This is a genomic window from Luteimonas sp. MC1825 (assembly GCF_014764385.1).
Classification (GTDB): domain Bacteria; phylum Pseudomonadota; class Gammaproteobacteria; order Xanthomonadales; family Xanthomonadaceae; genus Luteimonas.
This window is the reverse complement of the sequence record NZ_CP061714.1, coordinates 2347974-2370167: the sequence shown is the minus strand read 5'-3', so window position 1 is coordinate 2370167 and position 22194 is coordinate 2347974. Positions and strand designations below refer to the sequence as shown.

The 22194-nt window shown below is 71.4% G+C and carries 20 protein-coding genes and 1 pseudogene; 15 read left to right on the top strand and 6 right to left on the bottom strand.

What is annotated here, in order from left to right; all coding sequences use genetic code 11:
• Positions 1 to 20: 20 nt before the first annotated feature.
• From modA to IDM46_RS11085, 3 genes are all read right to left on the bottom strand, one after another.
• Positions 21 to 812 (bottom strand): molybdate ABC transporter substrate-binding protein, encoded by a 792-nt coding sequence (gene modA, locus IDM46_RS11095; RefSeq protein WP_185115739.1) that lies wholly within the window; start codon positions 810 to 812, stop codon positions 21 to 23.
• Positions 813 to 905: 93 nt separating this feature from the next.
• Complete coding sequence (locus IDM46_RS11090; protein ID WP_182824826.1) at positions 906 to 1808, bottom strand: S1/P1 nuclease; 903 nt, start codon at positions 1806 to 1808, stop codon at positions 906 to 908.
• A gap of 41 nt (positions 1809 to 1849) precedes the next feature.
• The gene (locus IDM46_RS11085) at positions 1850 to 2476 is read right to left on the bottom strand and encodes an OmpW family outer membrane protein (protein WP_182824828.1); all 627 of its coding nucleotides are present in this window, start codon (positions 2474 to 2476) and stop codon (positions 1850 to 1852) included.
• A gap of 172 nt (positions 2477 to 2648) precedes the next feature.
• On the opposite strand from IDM46_RS11085, the gene gap reads away from it, so the two are divergent.
• Positions 2649 to 3653, top strand: coding sequence for a type I glyceraldehyde-3-phosphate dehydrogenase (gene gap, locus IDM46_RS11080; RefSeq protein WP_185115738.1), 1005 nt, complete (start codon positions 2649 to 2651; stop codon positions 3651 to 3653).
• A 70-nt stretch (positions 3654 to 3723) separates the two neighbouring features.
• Here the strand turns inward: gap and IDM46_RS11075 are convergent, their stop codons facing one another.
• Together IDM46_RS11075 and IDM46_RS11070 are read right to left on the bottom strand one after the other, a co-directional pair.
• Complete coding sequence (locus IDM46_RS11075; RefSeq protein ID WP_185115737.1) at positions 3724 to 4353, bottom strand: DsbA family oxidoreductase; 630 nt, start codon at positions 4351 to 4353, stop codon at positions 3724 to 3726.
• A 5-nt stretch (positions 4354 to 4358) separates the two neighbouring features.
• Positions 4359 to 4859 carry an RDD family protein gene (locus IDM46_RS11070; protein WP_182824834.1) on the bottom strand — a complete coding sequence of 167 codons (501 nt, stop codon included), beginning with the start codon at positions 4857 to 4859 and terminating at the stop codon, positions 4359 to 4361.
• A gap of 47 nt (positions 4860 to 4906) precedes the next feature.
• On the opposite strand from IDM46_RS11070, the gene xerD reads away from it, so the two are divergent.
• The 3 genes from xerD to purL all read left to right on the top strand — a co-directional run bounded on the left by xerD (position 4907) and on the right by purL (position 10804).
• Positions 4907 to 5854, top strand: coding sequence for a site-specific tyrosine recombinase XerD (gene xerD, locus IDM46_RS11065; protein ID WP_185115736.1), 948 nt, complete (start codon positions 4907 to 4909; stop codon positions 5852 to 5854).
• A 114-nt stretch (positions 5855 to 5968) separates the two neighbouring features.
• Positions 5969 to 6778, top strand: coding sequence for a DsbC family protein (locus IDM46_RS11060; RefSeq protein WP_185115735.1), 810 nt, complete (start codon positions 5969 to 5971; stop codon positions 6776 to 6778).
• 84 nt (positions 6779 to 6862) lie between these two features.
• On the top strand, positions 6863 to 10804 hold the full coding sequence (gene purL / locus IDM46_RS11055; protein WP_185115734.1) for a phosphoribosylformylglycinamidine synthase: 3942 nt from the start codon (positions 6863 to 6865) through the stop codon (positions 10802 to 10804).
• A 24-nt stretch (positions 10805 to 10828) separates the two neighbouring features.
• Here purL and IDM46_RS11050 read toward each other — a convergent pair whose 3' ends face one another.
• Positions 10829 to 11332 (bottom strand): hypothetical protein, encoded by a 504-nt coding sequence (locus IDM46_RS11050; RefSeq protein WP_185115733.1) that lies wholly within the window; start codon positions 11330 to 11332, stop codon positions 10829 to 10831.
• Between the two features lie 156 nt (positions 11333 to 11488).
• Between IDM46_RS11050 and gspE the strand changes: the two genes are divergently transcribed.
• The 11 genes and pseudogenes from gspE (at position 11489) to gspD (ending at position 22188) form a co-directional block, all read left to right on the top strand.
• Positions 11489 to 13195, top strand: a complete 1707-nt coding sequence (gene gspE / locus IDM46_RS11045) for a type II secretion system ATPase GspE (protein ID WP_185115732.1) — start codon at positions 11489 to 11491, stop codon at positions 13193 to 13195.
• A 2-nt stretch (positions 13196 to 13197) separates the two neighbouring features.
• A complete protein-coding gene (locus tag IDM46_RS11040) occupies positions 13198 to 14415 on the top strand; it encodes a type II secretion system F family protein (RefSeq protein ID WP_185115731.1) in 1218 nt (405 codons plus the stop codon).
• A gap of 2 nt (positions 14416 to 14417) precedes the next feature.
• Complete coding sequence (locus tag IDM46_RS11035) at positions 14418 to 14852, top strand: type II secretion system protein GspG (RefSeq protein ID WP_185115730.1); 435 nt, start codon at positions 14418 to 14420, stop codon at positions 14850 to 14852.
• Positions 14853 to 14863: 11 nt separating this feature from the next.
• A complete protein-coding gene (locus tag IDM46_RS11030; protein WP_182824852.1) occupies positions 14864 to 15337 on the top strand; it encodes a GspH/FimT family pseudopilin in 474 nt (157 codons plus the stop codon).
• Entirely contained in the window at positions 15334 to 15759 is a 426-nt protein-coding gene (locus tag IDM46_RS11025) for a prepilin-type N-terminal cleavage/methylation domain-containing protein (RefSeq protein WP_185115729.1), read from the top strand. The genes IDM46_RS11030 and IDM46_RS11025 overlap by 4 nt, the downstream gene beginning before the upstream one ends.
• Positions 15756 to 16388: pseudogene (locus IDM46_RS11020) on the top strand (prepilin-type N-terminal cleavage/methylation domain-containing protein); the annotation flags it as partial. The gene IDM46_RS11025 and the pseudogene IDM46_RS11020, both read left to right, overlap by 4 nt.
• 110 nt (positions 16389 to 16498) lie before the next feature.
• Positions 16499 to 17350: a type II secretion system protein GspK gene (locus IDM46_RS11015; RefSeq protein WP_185115727.1), complete on the top strand. Its 852-nt coding sequence runs from the start codon at positions 16499 to 16501 to the stop codon at positions 17348 to 17350.
• Positions 17350 to 18537 (top strand): PilN domain-containing protein, encoded by a 1188-nt coding sequence (locus IDM46_RS11010; protein WP_185115726.1) that lies wholly within the window; start codon positions 17350 to 17352, stop codon positions 18535 to 18537. The genes IDM46_RS11015 and IDM46_RS11010 overlap by 1 nt, the downstream gene beginning before the upstream one ends.
• On the top strand, positions 18518 to 19150 hold the full coding sequence (gene gspM / locus IDM46_RS11005; RefSeq protein ID WP_182824862.1) for a type II secretion system protein GspM: 633 nt from the start codon (positions 18518 to 18520) through the stop codon (positions 19148 to 19150). The genes IDM46_RS11010 and gspM overlap by 20 nt, the downstream gene beginning before the upstream one ends.
• Positions 19140 to 19955 carry a general secretion pathway protein GspN gene (locus IDM46_RS11000; RefSeq protein ID WP_185115725.1) on the top strand — a complete coding sequence of 272 codons (816 nt, stop codon included), beginning with the start codon at positions 19140 to 19142 and terminating at the stop codon, positions 19953 to 19955. The genes gspM and IDM46_RS11000 overlap by 11 nt, the downstream gene beginning before the upstream one ends.
• Before the next feature lie 10 nt (positions 19956 to 19965).
• Positions 19966 to 22188, top strand: a complete 2223-nt coding sequence (gene gspD / locus IDM46_RS10995) for a type II secretion system secretin GspD (RefSeq protein ID WP_185115724.1) — start codon at positions 19966 to 19968, stop codon at positions 22186 to 22188.
• The last annotated feature ends 6 nt before the right edge of the window (positions 22189 to 22194 follow it).

The following is a 22194-nucleotide window of genomic DNA, read 5'->3' as shown; positions in this document are numbered from 1 at the left end:
GCGCGCAGTGTCGCCGCGGATCAGCGCAGGCTGAAGCCGTGGCGCGCGAAGATCGCCCGCGCCGGCGGCGTGTGCAGCCAGCGCACGAACGCCGCGGCATGCGGGTGACGGCTGGCCGCGACGCGCGCCACCGGATACACGATCGGCGGATGCAAGGCGGCCGGAAAGGTGGCGAGCACGCGCACGCGTGGTTCGACGCGCGCATCGCTGGCGTACACCACGCCCAGTGGTGCTTCGCCACGCGCCACCAGCATCAGCGCCGCGCGCACGTTCACGGTGCCGGCCACGCGCGGCTGCAGCGCGTCCCACATGCCGAGCGACTGGAAGGCGGCGCGCGCGTACTTGCCGGCGGGCACGCTGTCCGGCAGGCCCAGCGCGATGCGGCCGCGTTCACCGAGCAACGGCAGCAGGTCGGTGCCCCGCCCCAGCGTGACGGGGCGTGCGGCGCCGCGCGCCGGCGCGATGAGCACCAGCGCGTTGCCCAGCAACGCACTGCGCGAGGTGGTGTCGACCAGGCCCTGTGCCTGCAGCACGTCCATCCAGTCGAGGTCGGCGGAGACGAACACGTCCGCCGGCGCGCCCCGTGCGATCTGCCGCGCCAGCGCCGGGCTGGCGGCGTAGGACACGCGGACCGGTTGCCCGGTCGCGCGCCGGTAGGCGTTGGCGGCGTCGTCGATCGACTCCTGCAGGCTGGACGCCGCAAACACGGTGAGCGGCATGGCCACCGCGTCGCCGGCGCGCGCGCTGGCCGCTGGCCAGCACGCGGCGAGCGCCAGCAGGGCAAGCACGCGGGCAGCGACGCGGGGCGTCATGCCGCTACAGCGCGTCCGTGGCCGCGACCACGCAGCTCCAGGTGCCGCTGCCGGCATGGTGGAACGGGTGGACGCGCGGTGCGGCGATTCTGTTCACGGTACGGGCGTCGGATCCACCGCAGGCACCACGGCGGGGCTCGCCCCGGGCAGCGCCCCGGGCACCGCGACCGGCGGCGCCAGCGCATGGTTCAGCATAGCCGCGAGCCGCGCGCCGGCCTTGCGCAGGCGCTCTTCGACGATCGGCAGGCGCGCGTCGAGGAAGGTGTCGCCGAGCACGCGCCGGCCCTCCGGCGGGTAGACATCGCCGGCTTCGATGATGCGGCAGGATTCCAGCGCCCAGTCGAGCGCGGGCGTCTGCGACTGCAGTGTCGGGTCCTGCGCCAGCGGCGCGCGTGCCAGCAGCTCCGCCGCGTAGGCGCGGGACTTCAGGCCGCGGCGCTCGAGGATCGTCCCGTCCCAGATGCGGTGCAGGTTGCTGCCGTCGCCCTTGTAGTTGACCTGGTGGCGGTTGCCGCCGGCGTCGTCGCGCAGGCCGGCGTGCAGCGGCTGGTGCGCATCGCCGACGAAATGCACGAGGAACTTCAGCGCATCGCGGCGCTCGCCGTCCGCGCGGCCGTGCTGCGCGAGAAGCAGGTAATTGCGGTTGATGGCGCCGATCACGCAGTCGTTGCCCGCGCAGTCGGTCGCCGCGTCGAACGCACAGCGGCCCTGGAAGTTCACGAAATGCCAGCGCGCACTCGCCTTGGCGGCTTCCGGGTCGGTGTCGCGGAGTTCGTCGGCCCAGGCGGCGATGCCGGCCAGTGTCGGATCGGCCTCGCCCTCGAGCAGGCGGTCGACCTCGACGCGCGCGGCCGGGCTGAGCCCGGCCTCGGCGATGCGGGCCACGATGCGGTGGCCCTCGGCGCTCCAGGCCAGCGCGTCGCCGGGGGCGAACGCGGCGGCGAAGGTGAGCAGTGCAGCGAAGAAAGGCAGGCGGGACGGGATGTGCGGGCGCATGCCGCGATTCTAGCGCGCGCCCGCCGCCACCCGCCCGCCGGTCAGAAGCGCATGACGTAGGCGGCGCCGTACACCAGCGGGTCGATGTTGGCGGTGCCGAGCTTGGCACCATCCAGCGTCACGTCGCTGTCGATGTCCATCCAGCGCACGTCGACGCGGATCGAACCCTTTTCGCCGACCTTGAAGTCCAGGCCTGCGTGCAGCGCGAGGCCCCACGAATCGTCGAGTTCGAGCTTGCTGCCGGCGAGCGCCCCGCGGGCGTCCTCGCTGAAGAAAGTGGTGTAGTTCACGCCCACGCCCAGCAGCGGCGAGACCTTGCCCTGGCCGTTGAAGTGGTACTGCAGGCTGACCGTCGGCGGCAGGTGCTTGGTGCTGCCCACGCGGCCCAGGCCGCTGATGGCGATGTCGTGCTGGAACGGCAGTGCGGCGAGCACTTCGAGGCCCAGATTGTCGCGCACGAAGTACTCCACCGCGATGGTCGGGCGCGTACTCGAGCCGATGTCCAGCGGCAGGGTGCCGGCAGCCAGCTTGCCGTTGTCGGAATCCGGGTTGACCTGGTGCGCGCCGAGCGCGACGGTCCAGTCGCCGGTGGATTGCGCCAGGGCCGCGGGGGCGGCGATTGCGCCACAAAGGGCCAGCGCGACCAGCGGAATTGTCTTGAAACGCATCGTTTGAACCTCGTCATGGGGGTGGATGCGTCCATGGTGCGTTGCGGCAGCGAATGTCACATTGACCTCGGTCAAGGCGGTCTTCGTGGCCGCGGGCTGCTAAAATCACGGGTTCGCGAGTTCCATCCACCCAGCGCCGCGCCGCGCGCGGCCGATCGGAGTCAGCATTCCCATGGCGATCAAGGTAGGCATCAACGGTTTCGGCCGCATCGGGCGCAACGTCCTGCGTTCGGCGCTGGAGAATTTCGGCAGCGACATCGAGATCGTCGCCATCAACGACCTGCTCGAGCCGGATTACCTGGCCTACATGCTGCAGTACGACTCGGTGCACGGCCGCTTCCAGGGCGAGGTGTCGGTGGACGGCGACACGCTGGTGGTCAACGGCAAGCGCATCCGCCTGACCCAGGAGCGCGATCCGGCCAACCTGAAGTGGGGCGAGGTGGGTGCCGACGTGGTCATCGAGTCCACCGGGCTGTTCCTGACCAAGGAATCCGCGCAGAAGCACATCGACGCGGGCGCGAAGAAGGTGATCCTGTCGGCGCCGTCGAAGGACGACACGCCGATGTTCGTGTTTGGCGTGAACGACGCCAAGTACGCCGGCGAGGCGATCATCTCCAACGCCTCCTGCACCACCAACTGCCTGGCGCCGATCGCCAAGGTCATGCACGACAAGTGGGGCATCAAGCGCGGCCTGATGACCACCGTGCACGCGGCTACCGCGAGCCAGAAGGTGGTTGATGGTCCTAGCAACAAGGACTGGCGTGGCGGCCGCGGCATCCTCGAGAACATCATTCCGTCGTCCACCGGCGCGGCCAAGGCGGTCGGCGTGGTCATCCCCGAGCTCAACAAGAAGCTCACCGGCATGAGCTTCCGGGTGCCGACCTCCGACGTGTCGGTGGTCGACCTGGTGGTCGAGCTGGAGAAGCCTGCGACGTACGCCGAGATTTGCGCGGAAATGAAGGCGCAGAGCGAAGGCGCGCTGAAGGGCATCCTCGGCTACACCGAGGACAAGGTGGTCGCCACCGACTTCCGCGGCGATACCCGCACCTCGATCTTCGACGCCGAGGCCGGCATCGCGCTTGACGACACCTTCGTCAAGCTGGTGGCCTGGTACGACAACGAGTGGGGCTATTCGAACAAGTGCCTGGAAATGGTGCGGGTGGTCGCGGCGAAGTAAGCCGCACCGATCACGCGTCCCACCTGAAGCCCCGCACATCGCGGGGCTTCCTGTTTCCGGCGCCGGCCGCTCAGGCGAGCTTGCGCAGCGCCTCGGCGAAGGCGTCCGGCGTCTGCGCACCCTGCATGCCGTGGCGGCCGTCGATGACGAAGGTCGGCACCGCACGGATGCCCAGCGCCTGCGCCTGGCCGATGCCGGCGCGCACCTCGGCAAGGCCCTCGTCGGACGCGAGCAGCGCATGGACCCGGGCTGCGTCGAGGCCGCCGCCGTCGCCGCCGGCGGCAACCAGTACGTCCGGATCGGCGAGGTTGCGGCCCTCGGCGAAATGGGCGCGGAACAGGGCTTCGACGACCGCATCCTGGTTGCCCTCGCGGCCGGCGAGCCAGATGAGGCGATGCGCCGGCAGGGTGGTCACGCGCACCTGGCCACGGCTGAAGTCCATCGGCAGGCCTTCGGCGCGCGCGGCGGTCTGCGTCTGCGCGAGCAGCGCCGCGGCGCGCTCGGCGCCGCCGAACTTGGCGGCGTAGGCCTCGCGCAGCGGCACCGGAGTGGCATCGGCATCGGGATCGAGCAGGTAGGGATGCCAGCGAACCTCGACGCCCGGGGCGTCATCGCCAAGCAGCGCCAGCGCACGCTGGAACCGGTGCTTGCCGATCCAGCACCAGGGACAGACCACGTCGGACCAGATGTCGATGCGCATTGCCATCACCTCGTCTTGGGATCGCGCCGCAGGCGCGTTTGGCTGGCACGGTCGTGCCAGGTGAGGCGGTCGCGGTCGATCCACGCCCACCAGAAGCCGCATCCCGCCGCCAGCAGCGACAGCGTGCCCACCGCATAGCGGAGCCACAGCGCCTGCCATGCTGGGGTGCCGCCGCTTTCCGCGACCACGCGCAGCCGCCAGGGACGCATGCCGAGCGTCTGCCCGCCGCGCTTCCAGCTGACCGTGGCGTAGGCGCCGGCGGCCAGCCAGCAGGCCAGCCACAACAGCCACTGCAGCAGGCTGAAGGGCGGGATGTTCTCGCGCGCGTCGTGGCCCGCCAGCATGTAGCCGTACGCGAACAGCGCCGACAGCGCGAACCACAGCGCCAGCGCCGGCCACAGGTCGTAGAACAGCGCCAACAGGCGCCAGCCGACCAGGGCATGCGGGCGCGAGGGCGTGGTGGCCGCAGCGTGTGCGGCGGCGGTGCGGGAAGCATCGGAAGGCATCGCCACAGGATAGCCGGCGCATCGCGGCGGCGGCTAAGCTGGTGGCGATGACCGCGTCGACACCCGCCGAACGCCGCATGCGCAGCATGCGCCTGCCGCCCCTGCACGACGCCGATGCGCGCGCGATCGCGGCATTCCTCGACGCCTGGTGGGCCGGCTCCGGCGCCGCGCGACAGACGCTGGACGCCTACCGCCGCGACCTGGAAGGCTTCGCCCGCTGGCGCGACCGCGGCGACCTCGCCAGCGCAGACCGCGCCGGTCTGTTCGACTACCTCGCCTGGCGCACCCGCGAGGGCTGGTCGCCGCGCAGCAACGCGCGCCTGCTGTCGGCCTTGCGCGGGTTCTACGGTTGGCGGCTGCTGCAGGGCCTGCGCGACGACGATCCGACTGCGCTGCTGGATCCGCCACGGCTGCCGCGGCTGCTGCCCAAGGCGCTGTCGGAGTCCGAGGTCGACCGCCTGCTGGAGGTACCCGACATCGACGACGCCACCGGCCTGCGCGATCGCGCGATGCTGGAGCTGATGTACGCCTGCGGCCTGCGCGTCAGCGAACTGGTCAACCTGCCGGCCACCGCCGTCAACCTGCGCCAGGGCGTGCTGCGGGTGCTGGGCAAGGGCGGCAAGGAGCGCCTGGTGCCACTGGGCGAGGAGGCCCAGCACTGGCTGCAGCGCTATCTGGCCACCGCCCGCCCGCAGCTCGCCGGTCGCCTTGCGCCCGCGGCGCTGTTCATCACCGCGGGCGGTGAAGCACCGTCCCGGCAGGCGTTCTGGGCGCTGGTGAAGCGGCATGCCGGCGCCGCCGGCATCGATCCGGCGCGCGTCAGTCCGCATGGCCTGCGCCACAGCTTCGCCACCCATCTGTTGAACCGCGGCGCCGACCTGCGCGCGCTGCAGATGCTGCTCGGCCACAGCTCGCTGTCGACCACCCAGATCTACACCCTGGTCGCGCGCGAGCAGCTCAAGCGCCTGCACGCCCGCCACCACCCCCGCGCCTGAGTCGCGTCTGAGCCACGGCGCCGGGCGCTGGCCTCGCGCGCCGGCACGCATGCGAGAATGCCGCCTCACGCGCCCGCCCCGAGCCCCGATGGCGCCCTCCTGCCGAGACCGCGAATGAAGTTCCTGCTGCCCCTGATGCTCTGTGCCGTCAGCCTCACCGCCTGTGCCGAGTCGCCGGCGCCCGGCTCCGGCGATGCGGGCGCGGCCGCCACCGAAGCGCCCGCGGCCGGCCAGGTTCCGAAGGTGGAAGCCGGCACCGCCGACGAGCGCGCGGTGGCCGCCATCCAGACCATCAACCCGCGGGTGCGCATCGACCACGTCGGCGCGGCGCCGCTGCCGGGCTTTCGCGAACTCATCGTCGGCGGCCAGGTGATCTACGTCAGCGATGACGGCCGCTACCTGCTGCAGGGCGCGCTGTTCGACGTCAAGGAGCAGAAGGACCTGAGCCAGGGCGGCCTGGCCACCGTGCGCCGTGACCTGCTGAAGACCATCCCGGCCAAGGACCGCATCATCTTCGCCGCCGACAAGCCGGACTACACGGTGGCGGTGTTCACCGACGTCGAATGCGGCTACTGCCGCAGGCTCCACCAGGACATCGCCGAGTACAACAAGCGCGGCATCTCCATCGAGTACCTGGCGTTCCCGCGCATGGGCCCGGCCAGCGAGGACTTCAAGAAGATGGTTTCGGTCTGGTGCGCCCCGGACCGCCGCCAGGCGCTGACCGATGCCAAGGCGGACAAGCGCGTGCCCACGCGCGACTGCACCAATCCGGTCGCGATGCACTACGACATCGGCCAGCGCGTCGGCCTGACCGGCACGCCGATGATCGTCACCGCCGAGGGCATGCAGATGCCCGGCTACATGCCGCCGGACGCGCTGCGCGCGGCGCTGGACAAGCTGGCCGCCGAGGCTGCGGGCCCCTGAGCCCCGAGGCCGGTCAGCGGCGGGGCGCCCGCGGGCGCCCGGCTTCGCTACAATGACCGGCCCGTTCCACGGTCAATCCCGGACATGATCGTCCTCGAGGGCCTGCCGGCCCTGTCGCCGTTCCGGCGTGAACGCCTCCAGGCCCGCCTGCAGGCCATTGCCCCCGCCGTCCGCGTCACCGGCGCCTGGCACGTCTATTGGGTCGAGCCCGTCGCGGGCGCCACGCCCGACCGCGCCATCCTGCATCGCATCCTCGAAGCCGGAGACGGCACTGCCGACGCCACTGCGGATGCCACCAGCCGCTACGTGGCACCGCGCCTGGGCACCATTTCGCCCTGGGCCAGCAAGGCCGGCGAACTGCTGCGCGACGTCGGCCAGCCGGTGCGCCGGGTGGAGCGCGGCACGCGCATCGACATCGCCGGCTGGCCCTCCGATCCCGTGGCCGCGCGCGCGCTGGCCCGCGTCCTGCACGACCCGATGACGCAGTCGCTGCTCGACAGCCACGACCAGGCCGCGGCGCTGTTCACCGCGCCGGCCCGCGGCAGCGTCGAAGTCATCCCGCTGGCCACGCTCGAGGACGCCAACCAGCGCCTCGGCCTGGCGCTGGCCGAGGACGAGATCGCCTACCTGCGCGAACGCTACACCGCGCTCGGCCGCGACCCGCACGACGTCGAGCTGATGATGTTCGCGCAGGCCAATTCCGAGCACTGCCGGCACAAGATCTTCAACGCCAGCTGGACCATCGACGGCCAGGACATGCGCATCGATGGCGGCGCGGCCAACGGCGGCGCGCAGACGCTGTTCAAGATGATCCGCCACACCCACGCGCAGACCCCGCAGCACACGCTGTCGGCGTACAGCGACAACGCCGCCGTGGTGGAAGGCTATCCGGCACAGCGCTTCCGCCCGGATCCCGGGACCGGGCGCTACCGCGCCGAGCCGCTGCGCGATTCGGCGTTCTGCATCAAGGTCGAGACCCACAACCATCCCACCGCGATCTCGCCGTTCGCGGGCGCCTCCACCGGCGCCGGAGGCGAGATCCGCGACGAGGGTGCCACCGGCCGCGGCGGCAAGCCCAAGGCCGGGCTGGCGGGCTTCAGCGTCTCGCACCTGCGCATCCCGTCGCTGCCGCAGCCCTGGGAGCAGCCGCGTGAACTCAATCCGCGCATGGCCTCGGCGCTCGAGATCATGACCGAGGGTCCGCTGGGCGCGGCGGCGTTCAACAACGAGTTCGGCCGGCCCAACCTCACCGGCTATTTCCGCAGTTTCGAGCTGGCGGAGGGCGATGGCCTGGTGCGCGCCTACGACAAGCCGATCATGCTCGCCGGCGGGCTGGGCGCGATCGACCGCGTCCAGGTGGCCAAGCGCCGGCTCGCGCCGGGCGATGCCGTGGTGGTGCTGGGCGGGCCATCGATGCTGATCGGCCTCGGCGGCGGCGCCGCGAGTTCGGTGGCCTCCGGCGAAAGCGCGGAAGACCTCGATTTCGCCAGCGTGCAGCGCGACAACCCGGAGATGGAACGCCGCTGCCAGGACGTCATCGACCGCTGCGTCGCGCTCGGCGAGGACGGCAACCCGATCAAGTGGTGCCACGACGTCGGCGCCGGTGGCCTGTCGAACGCCATCCCCGAGCTGCTGCACGATTCCGGCGTGGGCGGGGTGATCGACCTCGACCGCGTGCCGAGCGACGACCCCTCGCTGTCGCCGATGCAGCTGTGGTGCAACGAATCGCAGGAACGCTACGTGCTCGGCATCGCGCCGGACGCCATCGAGGCGTTTGCCGCCATCTGCGAGCGCGAGCGCTGTCCGTTCGCCGTGGTTGGTCACGCCACGCAAGAGGAGCGCCTGGTGGTGGGGTATGGCGCATCCCCATCCGCGCCCGCCGGAAACGCCACGCACGCCATCGACCTGCCGATGGACCTGATCTTCGGCAAGACGCCCAAGATGCATCGCGACACCGCGCGCACCGCCGGCGCGCGCTGGCCACAGCTCAACGCGCGTGCGTTGGCCGCGGGCCAGACGCCCGGCGAGGCGCTGCGCCAGGCCGGCCTGCGCGTGCTCGCGCATCCCACCGTTGCCGCCAAGCAGTTCCTGGTCACCATCGGCGACCGCAGCGTCGGCGGGCTCACCGCGCGCGACCAGATGATCGGCCCCTGGCAGCTGCCGCTGGCCGACTGCGCCATCACGCTGGCCGGATTCCACGGCCACGCGGGCGAGGCCATGGCGATCGGCGAGCGCACGCCGCTGGCGCTGATCGATGCCGCCGCCAGCGCGCGCATGGCCGTCGGCGAGGCGATCACCAACCTCTGCGCCGCGCCGGTCGAGTCGCTGGCGCGCACCAAGCTCTCGGCCAACTGGATGGCCGCCGCCGGGCATCCAGGCGAGGACGCGCGCCTGTATGACGCCGTGCACGCCGTGGGCATGGAGCTGTGCCCGGACATCGAGCTTTCGATCCCGGTCGGCAAGGACTCGCTGTCGATGCAGGCGCAGTGGCAGGCCGACGGCGAGACCCGTCGGACGGTGTCGCCGGTGTCGCTGGTGGTCACCGCGTTCGCGCCGGTGGCCGACGTGCGCCGGCAGCTCACGCCGCTGCTCTCGCGCGAGCCGGGCACCGAGCTGTGGCTGATCGGGTTGGGCGCGGGCAAGCAGCGCATGGGCGGTTCGATCCTGGCGCAGTGCCACGACGCCTTCGGCGGTGCCTGCCCGGATCTCGACGACCCGCAGCGCCTGCGCGAGTTCTTCGAACTGATCCGTGCCGCGCGCGAAGCCGGCCTGCTGCACGCCTACCACGACCGCTCCGACGGCGGCGTTTTCGCCACCCTCTGCGAAATGGCGTTCTGCTCGCGCGTCGGCCTCGACATCGATCTCGATGCCTGGGGCGACGACCGCACCGAGGACGTGTTCCGCACGCTGTTCAACGAGGAGCTGGGCGCGGTGGTGCAGATCGCCGCGGACGACCGCGTCGAGTTCGCCGACCTGGTCGCGCGCCACGGCCTGGTCGAATGCGCGCAGCGCATCGCGCGCCCGACCACCGCGTCCGCGGTGCGCGTGCTGGCCGACGGCGAAGTGCTGGCCGAGTGGAAGTGGGAAGAGCTCATCGAGGCCTGGTGGTCGGTGAGCCACGCCATGCAGCGCCAGCGCGACAATCCCGAATCCGCCGACGCCGAGCGCGAGGCCACGCTGCGCTTCGACGCGCCGGGCCTGCAGCCGAAGCTCGGCTTCGATCCCGTGCAGGACATCGCCGCGCCGTACATCACCACCGGTGCCGCGCCGCGCGTGGCGATCCTGCGCGAGCAGGGCGTCAACGGCCAGGTGGAGATGGCGGCCGCGTTCTCCCTGGCCGGCTTCGACGCGATCGACGTGCACATGAGCGACCTGGTCGAAGGCCGCGCCACGCTTGCCGATTTCGCCGGCTTCGCGGCCTGTGGCGGCTTCAGCTACGGCGACGTGCTGGGTGCCGGCCGCGGCTGGGCCACGTCGATCATGGAACGCGACACGCTGCGCGACATGTTCGAGCGCTTCTTCGCGCGCGGCGACAGCTTCGCGCTGGGCGTGTGCAATGGCTGCCAGATGCTGTCGCAGCTCAAGGACATCGTGCCGGGCGCCACGCACTGGCCGCGCTTTTTGCGCAACCGCAGCGAGCAGTTCGAGGCGCGCCTGTCGATGCTGGAAGTGGTCGAGTCACCGTCGCTGTTCCTGCGCGGCATGGCCGGCTCGCGGATCCCGGTGGTGGTGTCGCACGGTGAAGGACGCGCGGAATTCGCGGGCTCCGACGCCCAGTCGGCCGCGCGCGTCGCGCTGCGCTACGTCGACGGCGATGGCCGTCCGGCCATCGCGTATCCCGCCAACCCGAACGGCTCGGATGCCGCCGTCGCCGGACTCACCAGCGACGACGGCCGGGTGACGCTGATGATGCCGCACCCCGAACGCACGCTTGCCACGGCCAACTTCAGCTGGGCGCCGGCCGCGTGGCCTGGCGCATCGCCGTGGCTCAGGATGTTCCGCAACGCGCGGGCGGCGATCGGCTGACCGTCGCCCGCGGATCGCACGGCGTCAGGGCGCGGGCGCCAGGAACTCCTGGCCGACGGCCCTGATGCCGGTGCCGGGAGGCAGGGCGCAGCTGATCGCCGGGTACGTGAAGTTCTCGCCTTCGTTCTCGGCGCTCGACCAGACCAGTTCCGCGATCGGCTGGTTGGCGGCCAGCTCCACCGACTTGGGACGGTAGAGCGGATCCGTCATACCATTCCGGCCGTCGACGAGGGTGCAGTTCACCGTGGCCGGACTGCTGGAATTGTTGACCAGGGCGACGAACACGATCGCGCTTGACGCTTGGCCGTAGAACTTGCCCTCCATGCCGCAGGTGACGAACGTGGTGATGCTGCCCTCGTTCTGGACCGCGAGCGGGCGCTTGCGGACCACGCCGTCGAACACCGGCAGGGCGGTCTGGCAGGCGCCCGCGGCCATGGTGATGCGCGAATCCGGAGCCGGCAGGGTTCCGGCGTGGGCCGCGGTGGGCAGGGCGAGCATGGTCGCCAGGAGGAGCATCGTCTTCGTCATGTGTCGTATCCCGTTGCGGAAAGGTGGGCGTGGCGAGAGCCATGCACTGCGTGCAAACGGGCTATGGGGCGTGGTCCGGCCACTGCGGACCGGCAATCGGAACCATTGGGAGGCGTCTGCTAAAGTCGACGACCGCATGCAATCCCTCCGGAACACGTGAACAGCACCGTCACGATCCCCGCATCCGCCGATGAGCGCATCGTCGCCGCCCTGCTCGAGAAGGGCCGCCTGAAGGATGCCGATCTGGCGCGCGCGCGGCGCCTGCAGGAAGAAACCGGCGGCAGCCTGCTGTCGCTGCTCACCCGGCTCGGCCTGGTGTCGGAGCGCGACCACGCCGAAGCGTGTTCGGCGGTGCTCGGGCTGCCGCTGGCGAGCGCCAAGGACATGCCCGAACTGCCGCCCGAGGGCGTGCTGCTCACCGCGCGCTTCATGAAGCAGTTCCACGTGGTTCCGGTGGCGGAGGGCGATGCGCATGTCGAGGTGCTCGCGGCCGATCCGCAGGACCCGTACGCGTTGGACGCGGTGCGCCTGGCGACCGGCAAGGACGTGCATGCGCGCGTCGCGCTGCGCTCGGAGATCGCCGACCTGGTGGAGCGCTGGTACGGCCAGGGGCGCAGCGCGATGGGCGCGATCATCGAGACCGCGGAGGGTGGCGACGGCGACATGGACGACGTCGAGCACCTGCGCGACCTCGCCAGCGAGGCGCCGGTGATCCGCCTGGTGAACCTGGTGATCCAGCGCGCGGTGGAGCTGCGCGCGTCCGACATCCACGTGGAGCCGTTCGAGAACCGGCTGAAGGTGCGCTACCGCGTCGACGGCGTGCTGGAGGAGGGCGAAAGCCCGCCCACCAACCTCACCGCGGCGGTGATCAGCCGCATCAAGATCATGGCCAAGCTCAACATCGCCGAGCGCCGCCTGCCGCAGGACGGGCGCATCATGCTGCGCGTGCAGGGCAAGGAACTGGACCTGCGCGTGTCGACGGTGCCGACCGCGCACGGCGAGAGCGTGGTGATGCGCCTGCTGGACCGCGAGACTGTGGTGTTCGACTTCCACAAGCTCGGCTTCACCGACAACTTCCTGCCGCAGTTCGAGGCCGTGCTGCAGCAGCCGCACGGCATCCTGCTGGTCACCGGGCCCACCGGTTCCGGCAAGACCACGACGCTGTACACGGCGCTTTCCAAGCTCAACACCGCCGACGTCAAGATCATCACCGTCGAGGACCCGGTCGAATACCAGATCGAGGGCATCAACCAGATCCAGGCCAAGCCGCAGATCGGCCTGGACTTCTCGCACGCGCTGCGTTCCATCGTGCGCCAGGACCCGGACATCATCATGATCGGCGAGATGCGCGACCTCGAGACCGCGCGCATCGCGATCCAGTCGGCGCTCACCGGCCATCTGGTGCTGTCGACGCTGCACACCAACAACGCCGCCGGCGGCATCACCCGCATGCTGGACATGGGCGTCGAGGACTACCTGCTCACCTCCACCATCAACGGCATCCTTGCGCAGCGCCTGGTGCGCCGCCTGGAGCCGACGCACGCGGAGCGCTACCCGGCGTCCCCGGAGGAGATCGAGAAGTTCGCGCTGCGCAAGTACCAGCCCGACGGCGAGATCTTCCTGTACCGCCCGCGTGCCTCGGCCATCGCCCCCACCGGTTACCTCGGCCGCACCACGATCATGGAATTCCTGGTGATGAACGACGCCCTGCGGCGCGCGGTCATGCGCCATGCCGGCATGGGCGAGATCGAGCAGCTCGCGCGCGACGCCGGCATGCGCACCATGTACGAGGACGGCATCATCAAGGCGATGGCCGGCATGACCACCATCGAGGAAGTGCTGCGGGTCACCGAGGACGCCTGAGCATGCCCCTGTACCGCTACAAGGCGCTCAACAGCCGCGGCGAAACCCTGGACGGCCAGATGGAAGCCGCCAGCGATGCCGACGTGGCGCTGCGCCTGCAGGAGCAGGGGCACCTGCCGATCGAAGCGCGGCTGGCCGCCGAGGGCGGTGGCGATGGCGCGTGGAAGACCCTGTTCAAGCCCAAGCCGTTTTCCGGCGAACGCCTGGTGCAGTTCACCCAGCAGCTGGCCACGCTGCTCGGCGCCGGACAGCCCCTGGACCGTGCGCTGACGATCCTGCTGGAGCTGCCGGAGGACCCGGCGGCCAAGCGCGTGGTGACCGATATCCGCGACCAGGTGCGCGGCGGCACCGCGCTGTCGACCGCGCTCGAGCGCCAGCACGGCACGTTCTCGCGGCTGTACATCAACATGGTGCGTGCGGGCGAGGCGGGCGGCACCATGCAGGAGACGCTGCAGCGCCTGGCCGACTACATGGAGCGCAGCCGCGCGCTGCGTGGCAAGGTGATCAACGCGCTGATCTATCCGGCCATCCTGCTGGTGGTGGTGGGCTTCGCGCTGCTGTTCCTGCTGGGCTACGTGGTGCCGCAGTTCGCCGACATGTACGAAAGCCTCGACGCGGAGCTGTCCTGGTTCACCGTGCTGGTGCTCGCGGTCAGCAATTTCGTGCGCCAGTGGTGGATCGTGCTCATCGCGGCCCCGGCGCTGGCGGCGTGGTGGCTGGAGCGCAAGCTGCGCGTGCCGGCATTCCGCGCCTGGTTCGATGACTGGCTGCTGCGGCAGAAGCTGGTCGGCTCGCTGGTGGCGCGCCTGGAGACCGCGCGCCTGGCGCGCACCCTCGGCACCCTGCTGAAGAACGGCGTGCCGCTGATCATGGCGCTGGGCATCGGCCGCGCCGTGCTGGGCAACCGCGCGCTGGCCACCGACGTCGAGGCGGCCGCGGAGGAAGTGAAGAACGGCGTGGCGCTGTCCACCGCGCTGTCGCGCGGCAAGCGCTTCCCGCGCCTGGCGGTGCAGATGATCCAGGTGGGCGAGGAGTCAGGCGCGTTGGATACTATGCTGCTGAAGACCGCCGATACCTTCGAGCAGGAAACCAGCCAGGCGCTCGACCGGCTCATGGCTGCGCTGATCCCGGTCATCACCATGGTCCTGGCCACCGTCGTCGGCGTGGTCATCCTGGCCGTCCTGATCCCGATCTACGGGCTCACCAACACAATGGGTTGAAGATGACACTCCACCGTTCAAGCAAGCGTCCCCCCCGCCGCGCGGCCCAGGCCGGCTTCAGCCTCATCGAGATCATCATCGTCACGATCCTGATCGGCGGCATCGTCGCGTTCGCGGCCAGCCAGATCCTCGGCGGCGGCGACAACGCGCGGTTCCGGCTGGCGCAGTCGCAGGTACAGACCGTGGCGCAGAAGATCCAGCAGTTCGAGATGGACACCGGCGTGCTGCCGGCCACCCTCGGTGAACTGGTGAGCGCGCCCGGCAATGCCAGTGGCTGGCTCGGCCCGTATGCCAAGGCGGCCGACCTCAACGATCCGTGGAAGACGCCTCTCGAATACCGCGTTCCCGGCGAGAACGGCCGCTTCGACCTGGTGAGCTACGGCGCCGACCGCAAGCCCGGCGGCGAGAGCGTCGACGCCGACATCCGGTACGAGTAAGGGCCACGCCCATGTGCGCCGGTCGCGGCGGGACGCGCCGGGCGGCGGGGTTCTCGCTGCTGGAGGTGCTGTTGGTGGTGGCGCTGTTCGCCGCCATGGGCATGCTTGCCGCCGGCGTGCTCGGCGGCGGTTTCGAACGCATGCAGCTGAAGTCGGCGGTGAGCGACATCGCCGCGCAGCTGCGCTTCACCCGCGCGCGCGCGATCGCCACCGGCACGCCGCAGACCTTCAGCATCGATCCCGCCAGCCACGCCTGGCAGGGCGCCGATGGCCGCAGTGGCGAGGTGCCCGAGCGGCTCGGCATCCACTTCACCGGCGCACGCGAAGTGCAGCCGGCGGACGGCATCGGGGCGATAATGTTCTTCGGCGATGGCGCCTCCACCGGCGGCCGCGTGCAGCTGAGCCTGCGCGGCGCGGCGTGGGACATCGACGTCGCCTGGCTGACCGGCGAGGTCACCCTGCACCGCAGCGAGCCGGCGCCGTGAGCAGCCCGCGCCAGCAGTGCGGCTACACCCTGATCGAAGTGCTGGTCGCATTCGGCATCCTCGCGCTCGCGCTCACCCTGCTGCTGGGCACGCTGTCGGGTGCCACGCGCCAGGTGCGCTGGTCGGCCGACGCCGGGCGCGCCGCGCTGCATGCGCAGTCACTGCTCGCCAGCACCGGCGTCGGCGTGGCGCTCGAGCCCGGACGCGAGGAAGGCGAGCTGGAGGACGGCCGCTATCGCTGGCAGCTGGAGGTCGCGCCGTATGTCGATCCGCTGCAGCCCGCGCCGGTCGCCGACGATCCGTTCGCGCCACGCCTGCTGCAGCTGCGCCTGGAGCTGGGCTGGGGCAAGGACAGCCGCGCCGAGCGGCTGGTGGTGGAGTCGCTGCGGCTGGTGCAGCCCGACCCGGGGCAGGGCCAATGAGGCGTGCGCGCGCATCCGGCTTCACGCTGATCGAGGTGCTGCTGGCCACGGTGCTGCTCGCCATGGGCCTCGCGCTGGCATTCGCCACCCTGCGCGCCTCCATGGCCACCAGCGAACGCGGCGAGGCGATGGCCAGCCGCACCGACCGCATGCGCGCCGTCGAAGGCTTCCTGCGCCGGCGCCTGGCCTCGGCGCAGCCGATCGCGTTCGCCACCGATGAAAGCACCGGTGGCGCGCTGCGCTTCATCGGCGAAACCGACCGCATCCGCTTCGTCGCCGACCTGCCCGATTACCTGGGCCGCGGCGGCCCGCACCTGCACGACATCGGCGTCGACCCGGGCAGCCGCACGCCCGTGCTTGGCGCGTCGTTCGCCATGGTGCTGGCCGGCGAGACCATCGAGGAGGAGCGCCCGCGCGCGCCCGAACCGCTGGTCGAGGACCTGGTCGACCTGCGCTTCCGCTACCGCGGCCTCGACGACGAAGGCCTGACCGGCTGGCTGGACACCTGGGACAACCACGAGGAACTGCCGCTGCAGGTCGCGGTGGAGATCAGCAGCGAAGACGGCGGCGCATGGCCGTTGCTGGTGGTGGCGCTGCCGCAGTCGGCTTCGGGCGCCGCGCTTGGCCAGGGCCTGGGCAGCACGCGCATGCGCCGGCCGCCCGCTGTGCAGGGCAGCGACGGTGCCGGCAAGGGTGGGCGCGCACGCAACCGCCTGCGCGCGCTGCCGGGGCGGCGCTGATGGGTGCACAACGCGGCGTCGCCCTGGTGCTGGTGATGTGGCTGGTCGCCCTGCTGGCCGCGCTGGTGGGCGCGTATGCGACCACCGCCCGCATCGAATACATGCAGGGCCGCGTGCTGCACGGCGCGGTGGCCGCCGAATCGGCGGCGCGTGCCGGGCTGGAGTACGCGCTGGTGCGCCTGCAGGACCCGGAGCCGGGCCGCGCGTGGCTGGCCGACGGCCGCGCCTACCGCTGGCGCTTCGCCGGCGCCGACGTGGAGCTGCGCATCGTCGACGAGTCCGCCAAGATCGACCTCAACGCCGCCGACCTGACACTGCTGGCGGGGCTGTTCCGCGCGCTGGGGGCCGAACCGTCGCAGGCCGACGCGGTGGCCGCGGCGATCGTCGACTGGCGCGACGACGACGCGCTGACCCAGCCCGCGGGCGGTGCCGAAGACGGCCAGTATGCCGCCGCCGGATTGCCCTATGGCGCCAAGGACGCGCCGTTCGACACCATCGCGGAAGTGGAGCAGGTGCTGGGCATGACGCCGGCGCTGTACGCGCTGGCCGCGCCGCACCTGTCGGTGTTCAGCGGCCTCGAGCAGCCCGACCAGCGCTTCGCCAGCGCCGAGGTGCTCACGGCGCTGGGTGTCGACCCGGCGATGATGCTCGCCACGCGCGAATCCGGCGGCGCGGCACAGGCCGAAAGCCTGCTTGGCGGCGGCAGCGGCACGTATAGTATCGACAGCCGCGCACGGCTCGCAGATGGCCGCCAGGCCGTGCTGCGGGCGGTAATCCGTGTAGGTGGAAGCGGGGTGCCGGGATCGGCCTACACCCCATTGCGATGGGAAGAAGGAGCCACTCCGCGCTGATGTCTGCCGTCGAACCCACCGCTGACAGCACGCCAATCCGCCAGCGCCTCGGGCGCATGGGGGGATCGCTGCGCCCCGGCGTCGCCGGATTCTGGAGCTGGTGGACGCAGGCGCTTGCGACCTGGCTGCCGGCGCGCCTGCGCGAGCTGTTCGGGCTGGCGCACGAACGCCTGTTGCTGGCAGCCAGTGCCGATGGCCTGCGGCTGTCGATGGATCGCGGCGACGCGGTGCGTGCGGTCGCCGAGCTGCCGCCGTTCGCCGTCACCGGCAGTGGCGACGATCCGCTCGCCCCGCTGCTCGCGCAGCGTGTCGCCGAGCTGCCGCGCTGGCTGCTGCTGCCGGCCGGCGACGTGCTGCGCCGCCGCCTGCCGCTGCCCGCCGCCGCCGCCGAGCGCCTGCGCGAGGTGATGGGCTTCGAGGTGGAACGGCAGACGCCATTCCCGCTGGCGGATGTGGAATACGACGCGCGCGTGGTCGCGCGCCGCGGCGACGGCCAGCTGGAGACCGAGCTGGTGGTGGTGCCGAGGCACCTGCTGGAGGCACGGCTGGCCGCATTGGGTCCGCTCGCAGGCACCCTGACCGGTGTCGACGTTGCCGACGACCTCGGCGGCGGGCTGGGCGTCAACCTGTTGCCGGGCGCGCGCCGCGTGCGCCGCGCCGATCCGTGGATGGCCTGGAACCTGGCCCTGGGCGCGGTGGCGGTGATCGCGCTTGCCGCCGGCCTGTGGCAGGTGCTGGCCAACCGCCAGCTGGCGGCGGATGTCTTCGAGGCCGAAGTCGAACAGGCCGCGATCCGCGCCCGCGGCGCCGCGGCGCAAAAGAAGGAACTGGTCGACCTGGTCGAAGGCATGGCCTTCCTGTCATCCGCGCGCGCCGCCCGCCCGACCACGGTCGAAGTGCTGGACGAACTCTCGCGCCGCCTGCCCGACAGCACCTATATCGAGAAACTGTCGATCGAAGACACGCGGATCCTGCTGATCGGCTTGAGCAGCGAGGCCTCGTCGCTGGTGCAGCGCCTGGAAGGGTCGCCGCTGTGGCGTTCGCCGGCGCTCGCCGGCGCGCTGCAACCCGATCCGCGCAGCGGCCGCGACCGCTTCACGCTGACCGCCGAACTCGCCGTCGCCGACGTGCCGGCCGCCGCAGCCGCCGGTGACACGGAGGCTGCCAATGCGCGAAGCAATCCCTGACCGCGACCGCTGGCTGGCGCTCGCGATCCTTGCGGCGCTGCTGGCGCTGGCCTACCTGCTGCTGGTGCACCCGTGGTGGACGGCACCGATGCGGGAGGTGGGTGCGCGCATCGCCGCCCTGCAGGAACGCGACGTGCGCGTGCGCATGGAACTCGCACAGGCCCCCGACGTGCAGGCCAGGCTGGCCGAGGCGCAGGCGCTGGCCGGGCGCGTGCCCGGCTTCATGGCCGAGCGCAGCACCGAACTCGCCACCGCGGCGCTGGTGCAGCGACTGGAGACCGCGGTCGCCGAGGCGAGTCCGGGCAACCGCAGCTGCGCGATCAGCAACCGCTCGCCGATGACCGATCCGCGCCAGGGGCGTTTTCCGCGCGCGGTGGTGCAGGTGCGCCTGCGCTGCGGCAACCCCGAACTCGCCGCGGTGCTGCACTCGCTGGAAAGCGGCGCGCCGCGGCTGTTCGTCGACAACCTCAACGTGCTGGTGCAGCGGCAGTTCTTCGCCGCCGGCGGCAGCGGCGGGCAGGGCTCCGGCCTGGACGTGACCTTCGACCTCTACGGCTACCTGCGTGCGCAGGCCGCCGTGCCGGCACGCGCGGAGGTCGGCAATGCACGCTGAGAACGCCGGCGCACGCACCTGGCTGCTCGGCGGCGTGGCGCTGTGGGCGCTCACCCTGTGGGCGCTGGGACTGTTCGGCCTGGGCGGCCGCATCGAGCGCCTGCCGCCGGATCCGACGCTGGTGCAGGCGCTGCCGGCGGTGGTCGAGCCGGGCGAGGATCGTCTTGGCGAGCTGCCGCTGTATGCGGCGATCGGGGACCGGCCGCTGTTCACCACCGACCGCCGGCCACAGCCGTTCTTCATCAACCCCGAGGGTGAAGAGGAGCCGGTCGCGTTCGAGTTCGTGCTGACCAGCGTGCTGCTGACGCCGGGCCTGGAGATGGCCATCGTGCAGCCCGGTGGAGGCGGCGAGTCGGTGCGCCTGCGCGTCGGCGAAGCACCCGAGGCGGCGCCCGGCTGGCGCCTGGCCTCGGTGGCCGCGCGCAGCGCCGTGTTCAGCGGCCCCGAAGGCGACCGCAGCCTCGAGCTGCGGGTATTCGACGGTGTCGGTGGCCAGGCGCCCACGGTGTCAGCCGCGCCACAGCCGCCGGTCGCCGCGTCGCCGGCCTCGGGTGGGGCGGTGCCTCCCGTCGCCGGGCCGGGCCCCGGCAACCGCCCGGTGGTCGTGACCACCTCCAGCTCACCCGCGCCCACCGAGGTGACCGTGCCGCAGGCCGGCCAGCCCGCCGGGGCGGCACCGGCACCCGAACCCGGCGTGCAGACCCCGGATGCCCAGGTCGAGGCGATCCGCCAGCGCATCGAAGCCCGCCGCGCGCGCCTGCGCCAGCAGGCCCAGGACGGCACGCCGCCGGCCCAGACTCCCTAGAATGCAGCCGATGACCCCGATCCCGATGCTCAAGCCCGCGCTGGTGGCACTCCTCGCCACCGTCCTTGTCGCCTGCACCACGGTGCCGGCCCCGACCGTGCGCCGCGATGCCCAGCTGCCACGGCCGGTCATGCAGGTCGGCGGGGTGCCGCGCGATGCGGAGGCAGGCGTCGACGGCATCCAGGAGGAGGCGCTTGCCGACGGCCCGCGCGCGCAGCTCCACCGCGGCAGCGGCACCGTCATCAACCAGTCGGTGGCGCGCTCGGCGCCGCCCAACCTGGCGGGCAGCACCGGCGAGGCGACCTTCAATTTCGAAGGCGAGTCGCTGCATGCCGTGATCAAGGTGATCCTCGGCGACATGCTCGGCCAGAACTACGTGATCGCTCCGGGCGTGCAGGGCACCGTGACCCTGGCCACGCCGAAGACCGTGAGCCCGGCGCAGGCGCTCAGCCTGCTGGAGATGGTGCTGGGCTGGAACAACGCGCGCATGATCTACGCCGACGGCCGCTACAACATCGTCGGCGCCGACCAGGCCATGGCCAGCGGCGCGGTCGCGCCGCGCACCGGGTCGGCGGCGGCGGCGCGCGGCTTCGAGTCACGGGTCGTGCCGTTGCGCTACATCTCCGCGGCCGAAATGGAGAAGCTGCTCAAGCCGTACGCGCGCGCCAACGCGATCATCAGCGTCGATTCCGGCCGCAACGTGATCACCGTCGCCGGCACGCGCCAGGAACTCGAGAACTACCTGCGCACCATCGAGATCTTCGACGTCGACTGGCTGTCGGGCATGTCGGTGGGCGTGTTCCCGCTTGTCGCCGGCAAGGCGGCGCAGGTCGTCAGTGACCTGGAGAAGGTGTTCGGCGAGCAGAGCAAGTCGCCGGTGGCGGGCATGTTCCGCTTCATGCCGCTGGATGGGGCCAACTCGGTGCTGGTGATCACCTCGCAGCCGGAATACCTGGGCCAGATCGAGCAGTGGATCGAACGCATCGATGGCGCCGGTGGCGGCGTGCAGCTGTTCTCCTACGAGCTCAAGTACATCACCGCCAAGGACCTCGCCGAGCGCCTGTCGGAAGTCTATGGCAGCCGTGGCGGCAGCTCGGGCGGTCGCGCCGGCGCGTCGTTGATGCCCGGCCTGGAGTCGACCGAAATCCGCGATGGCGGCATGGATGGCGGCAGTTCCGCGCAGGTCGGCGGTGATCCGTTCAGCGGTGGCAGCGGCGGCGACAGCGGTAGCGGCAGCGGGCTGGGCAGCGGATCGCTGTCGCTCGGCGAGCGCACCGGTGGCAACGCTGCCGTCACCCTGGAAGTCGACGGCGACAAGGTCGGCGTGTCGGCGGTGGATGAGACCAACACCCTGCTGGTGCGCTCCACCGGGCAGGCCTGGCGCTCGATCCGCCAGGTCATCGACCGCCTGGACATCATGCCGCTGCAGGTGCACATCGAGGCGCAGGTGGTGGAGGTCACGCTCAGCGGCGACCTCAGCTACGGCGTGAACTGGTTCTTCGAGCGCGCGGTCACCGATGCCGGCCTGCCCAGCGCCGTGGGCCGCGAGACCTGGAGCGCGATCGCCGGCAACGTCACCGGTTCGCAGGCCGGCGGCGTCGCCCCCGGCCTGGCCTGGACCTTCCTCGGCCGCAACGCGGCGGCGATCATCAGCGCGCTCGACGAGGTCAGCGACGTGCAGATGCTGCAGACGCCGTCGGTGATGGTGCGCAACAACTACGAAGCCACGCTCAACGTCGGCAGCCGCATCCCGATCTCGTCGGTCACGGTCAACCCCGGCTTCGGCGGCGACAGCTCCTACAGCCAGGTGCAGTACCTCGACACCGGCACCATCCTCAAGGTGCGCCCGCGCGTCACCAGGGACGGCACCGTGTTCCTGGACATCGTCCAGGAGGTCAGCAGCCCCGGCAGCCAGCCCGACCAGAACGGCAACGTGCGCATCGACACGCGCCGCCTGAAGACCAACGCCATCGTGCAGAGCGGCGACACGGTGATGCTGGCAGGACTCATCCAGGACAGCACCACGCGCGGTTCGCTGGGCTTCCCGGGCCTGAGCCGCATCCCGGTGCTGGGCGGCCTGTTCGGCCGGCAGAGCTCCAACACCACGCGCAGCGAAGTCATCGTGCTGATGACGCCCACGCTGGTGCGCAACCAGCAGGACGCGCGCGACCTGACCGACGAGTACGGCCGTCGCTTCCGCGCGCTGGAGCCGCTCAACCGGTCACGCGACTGAGCATGG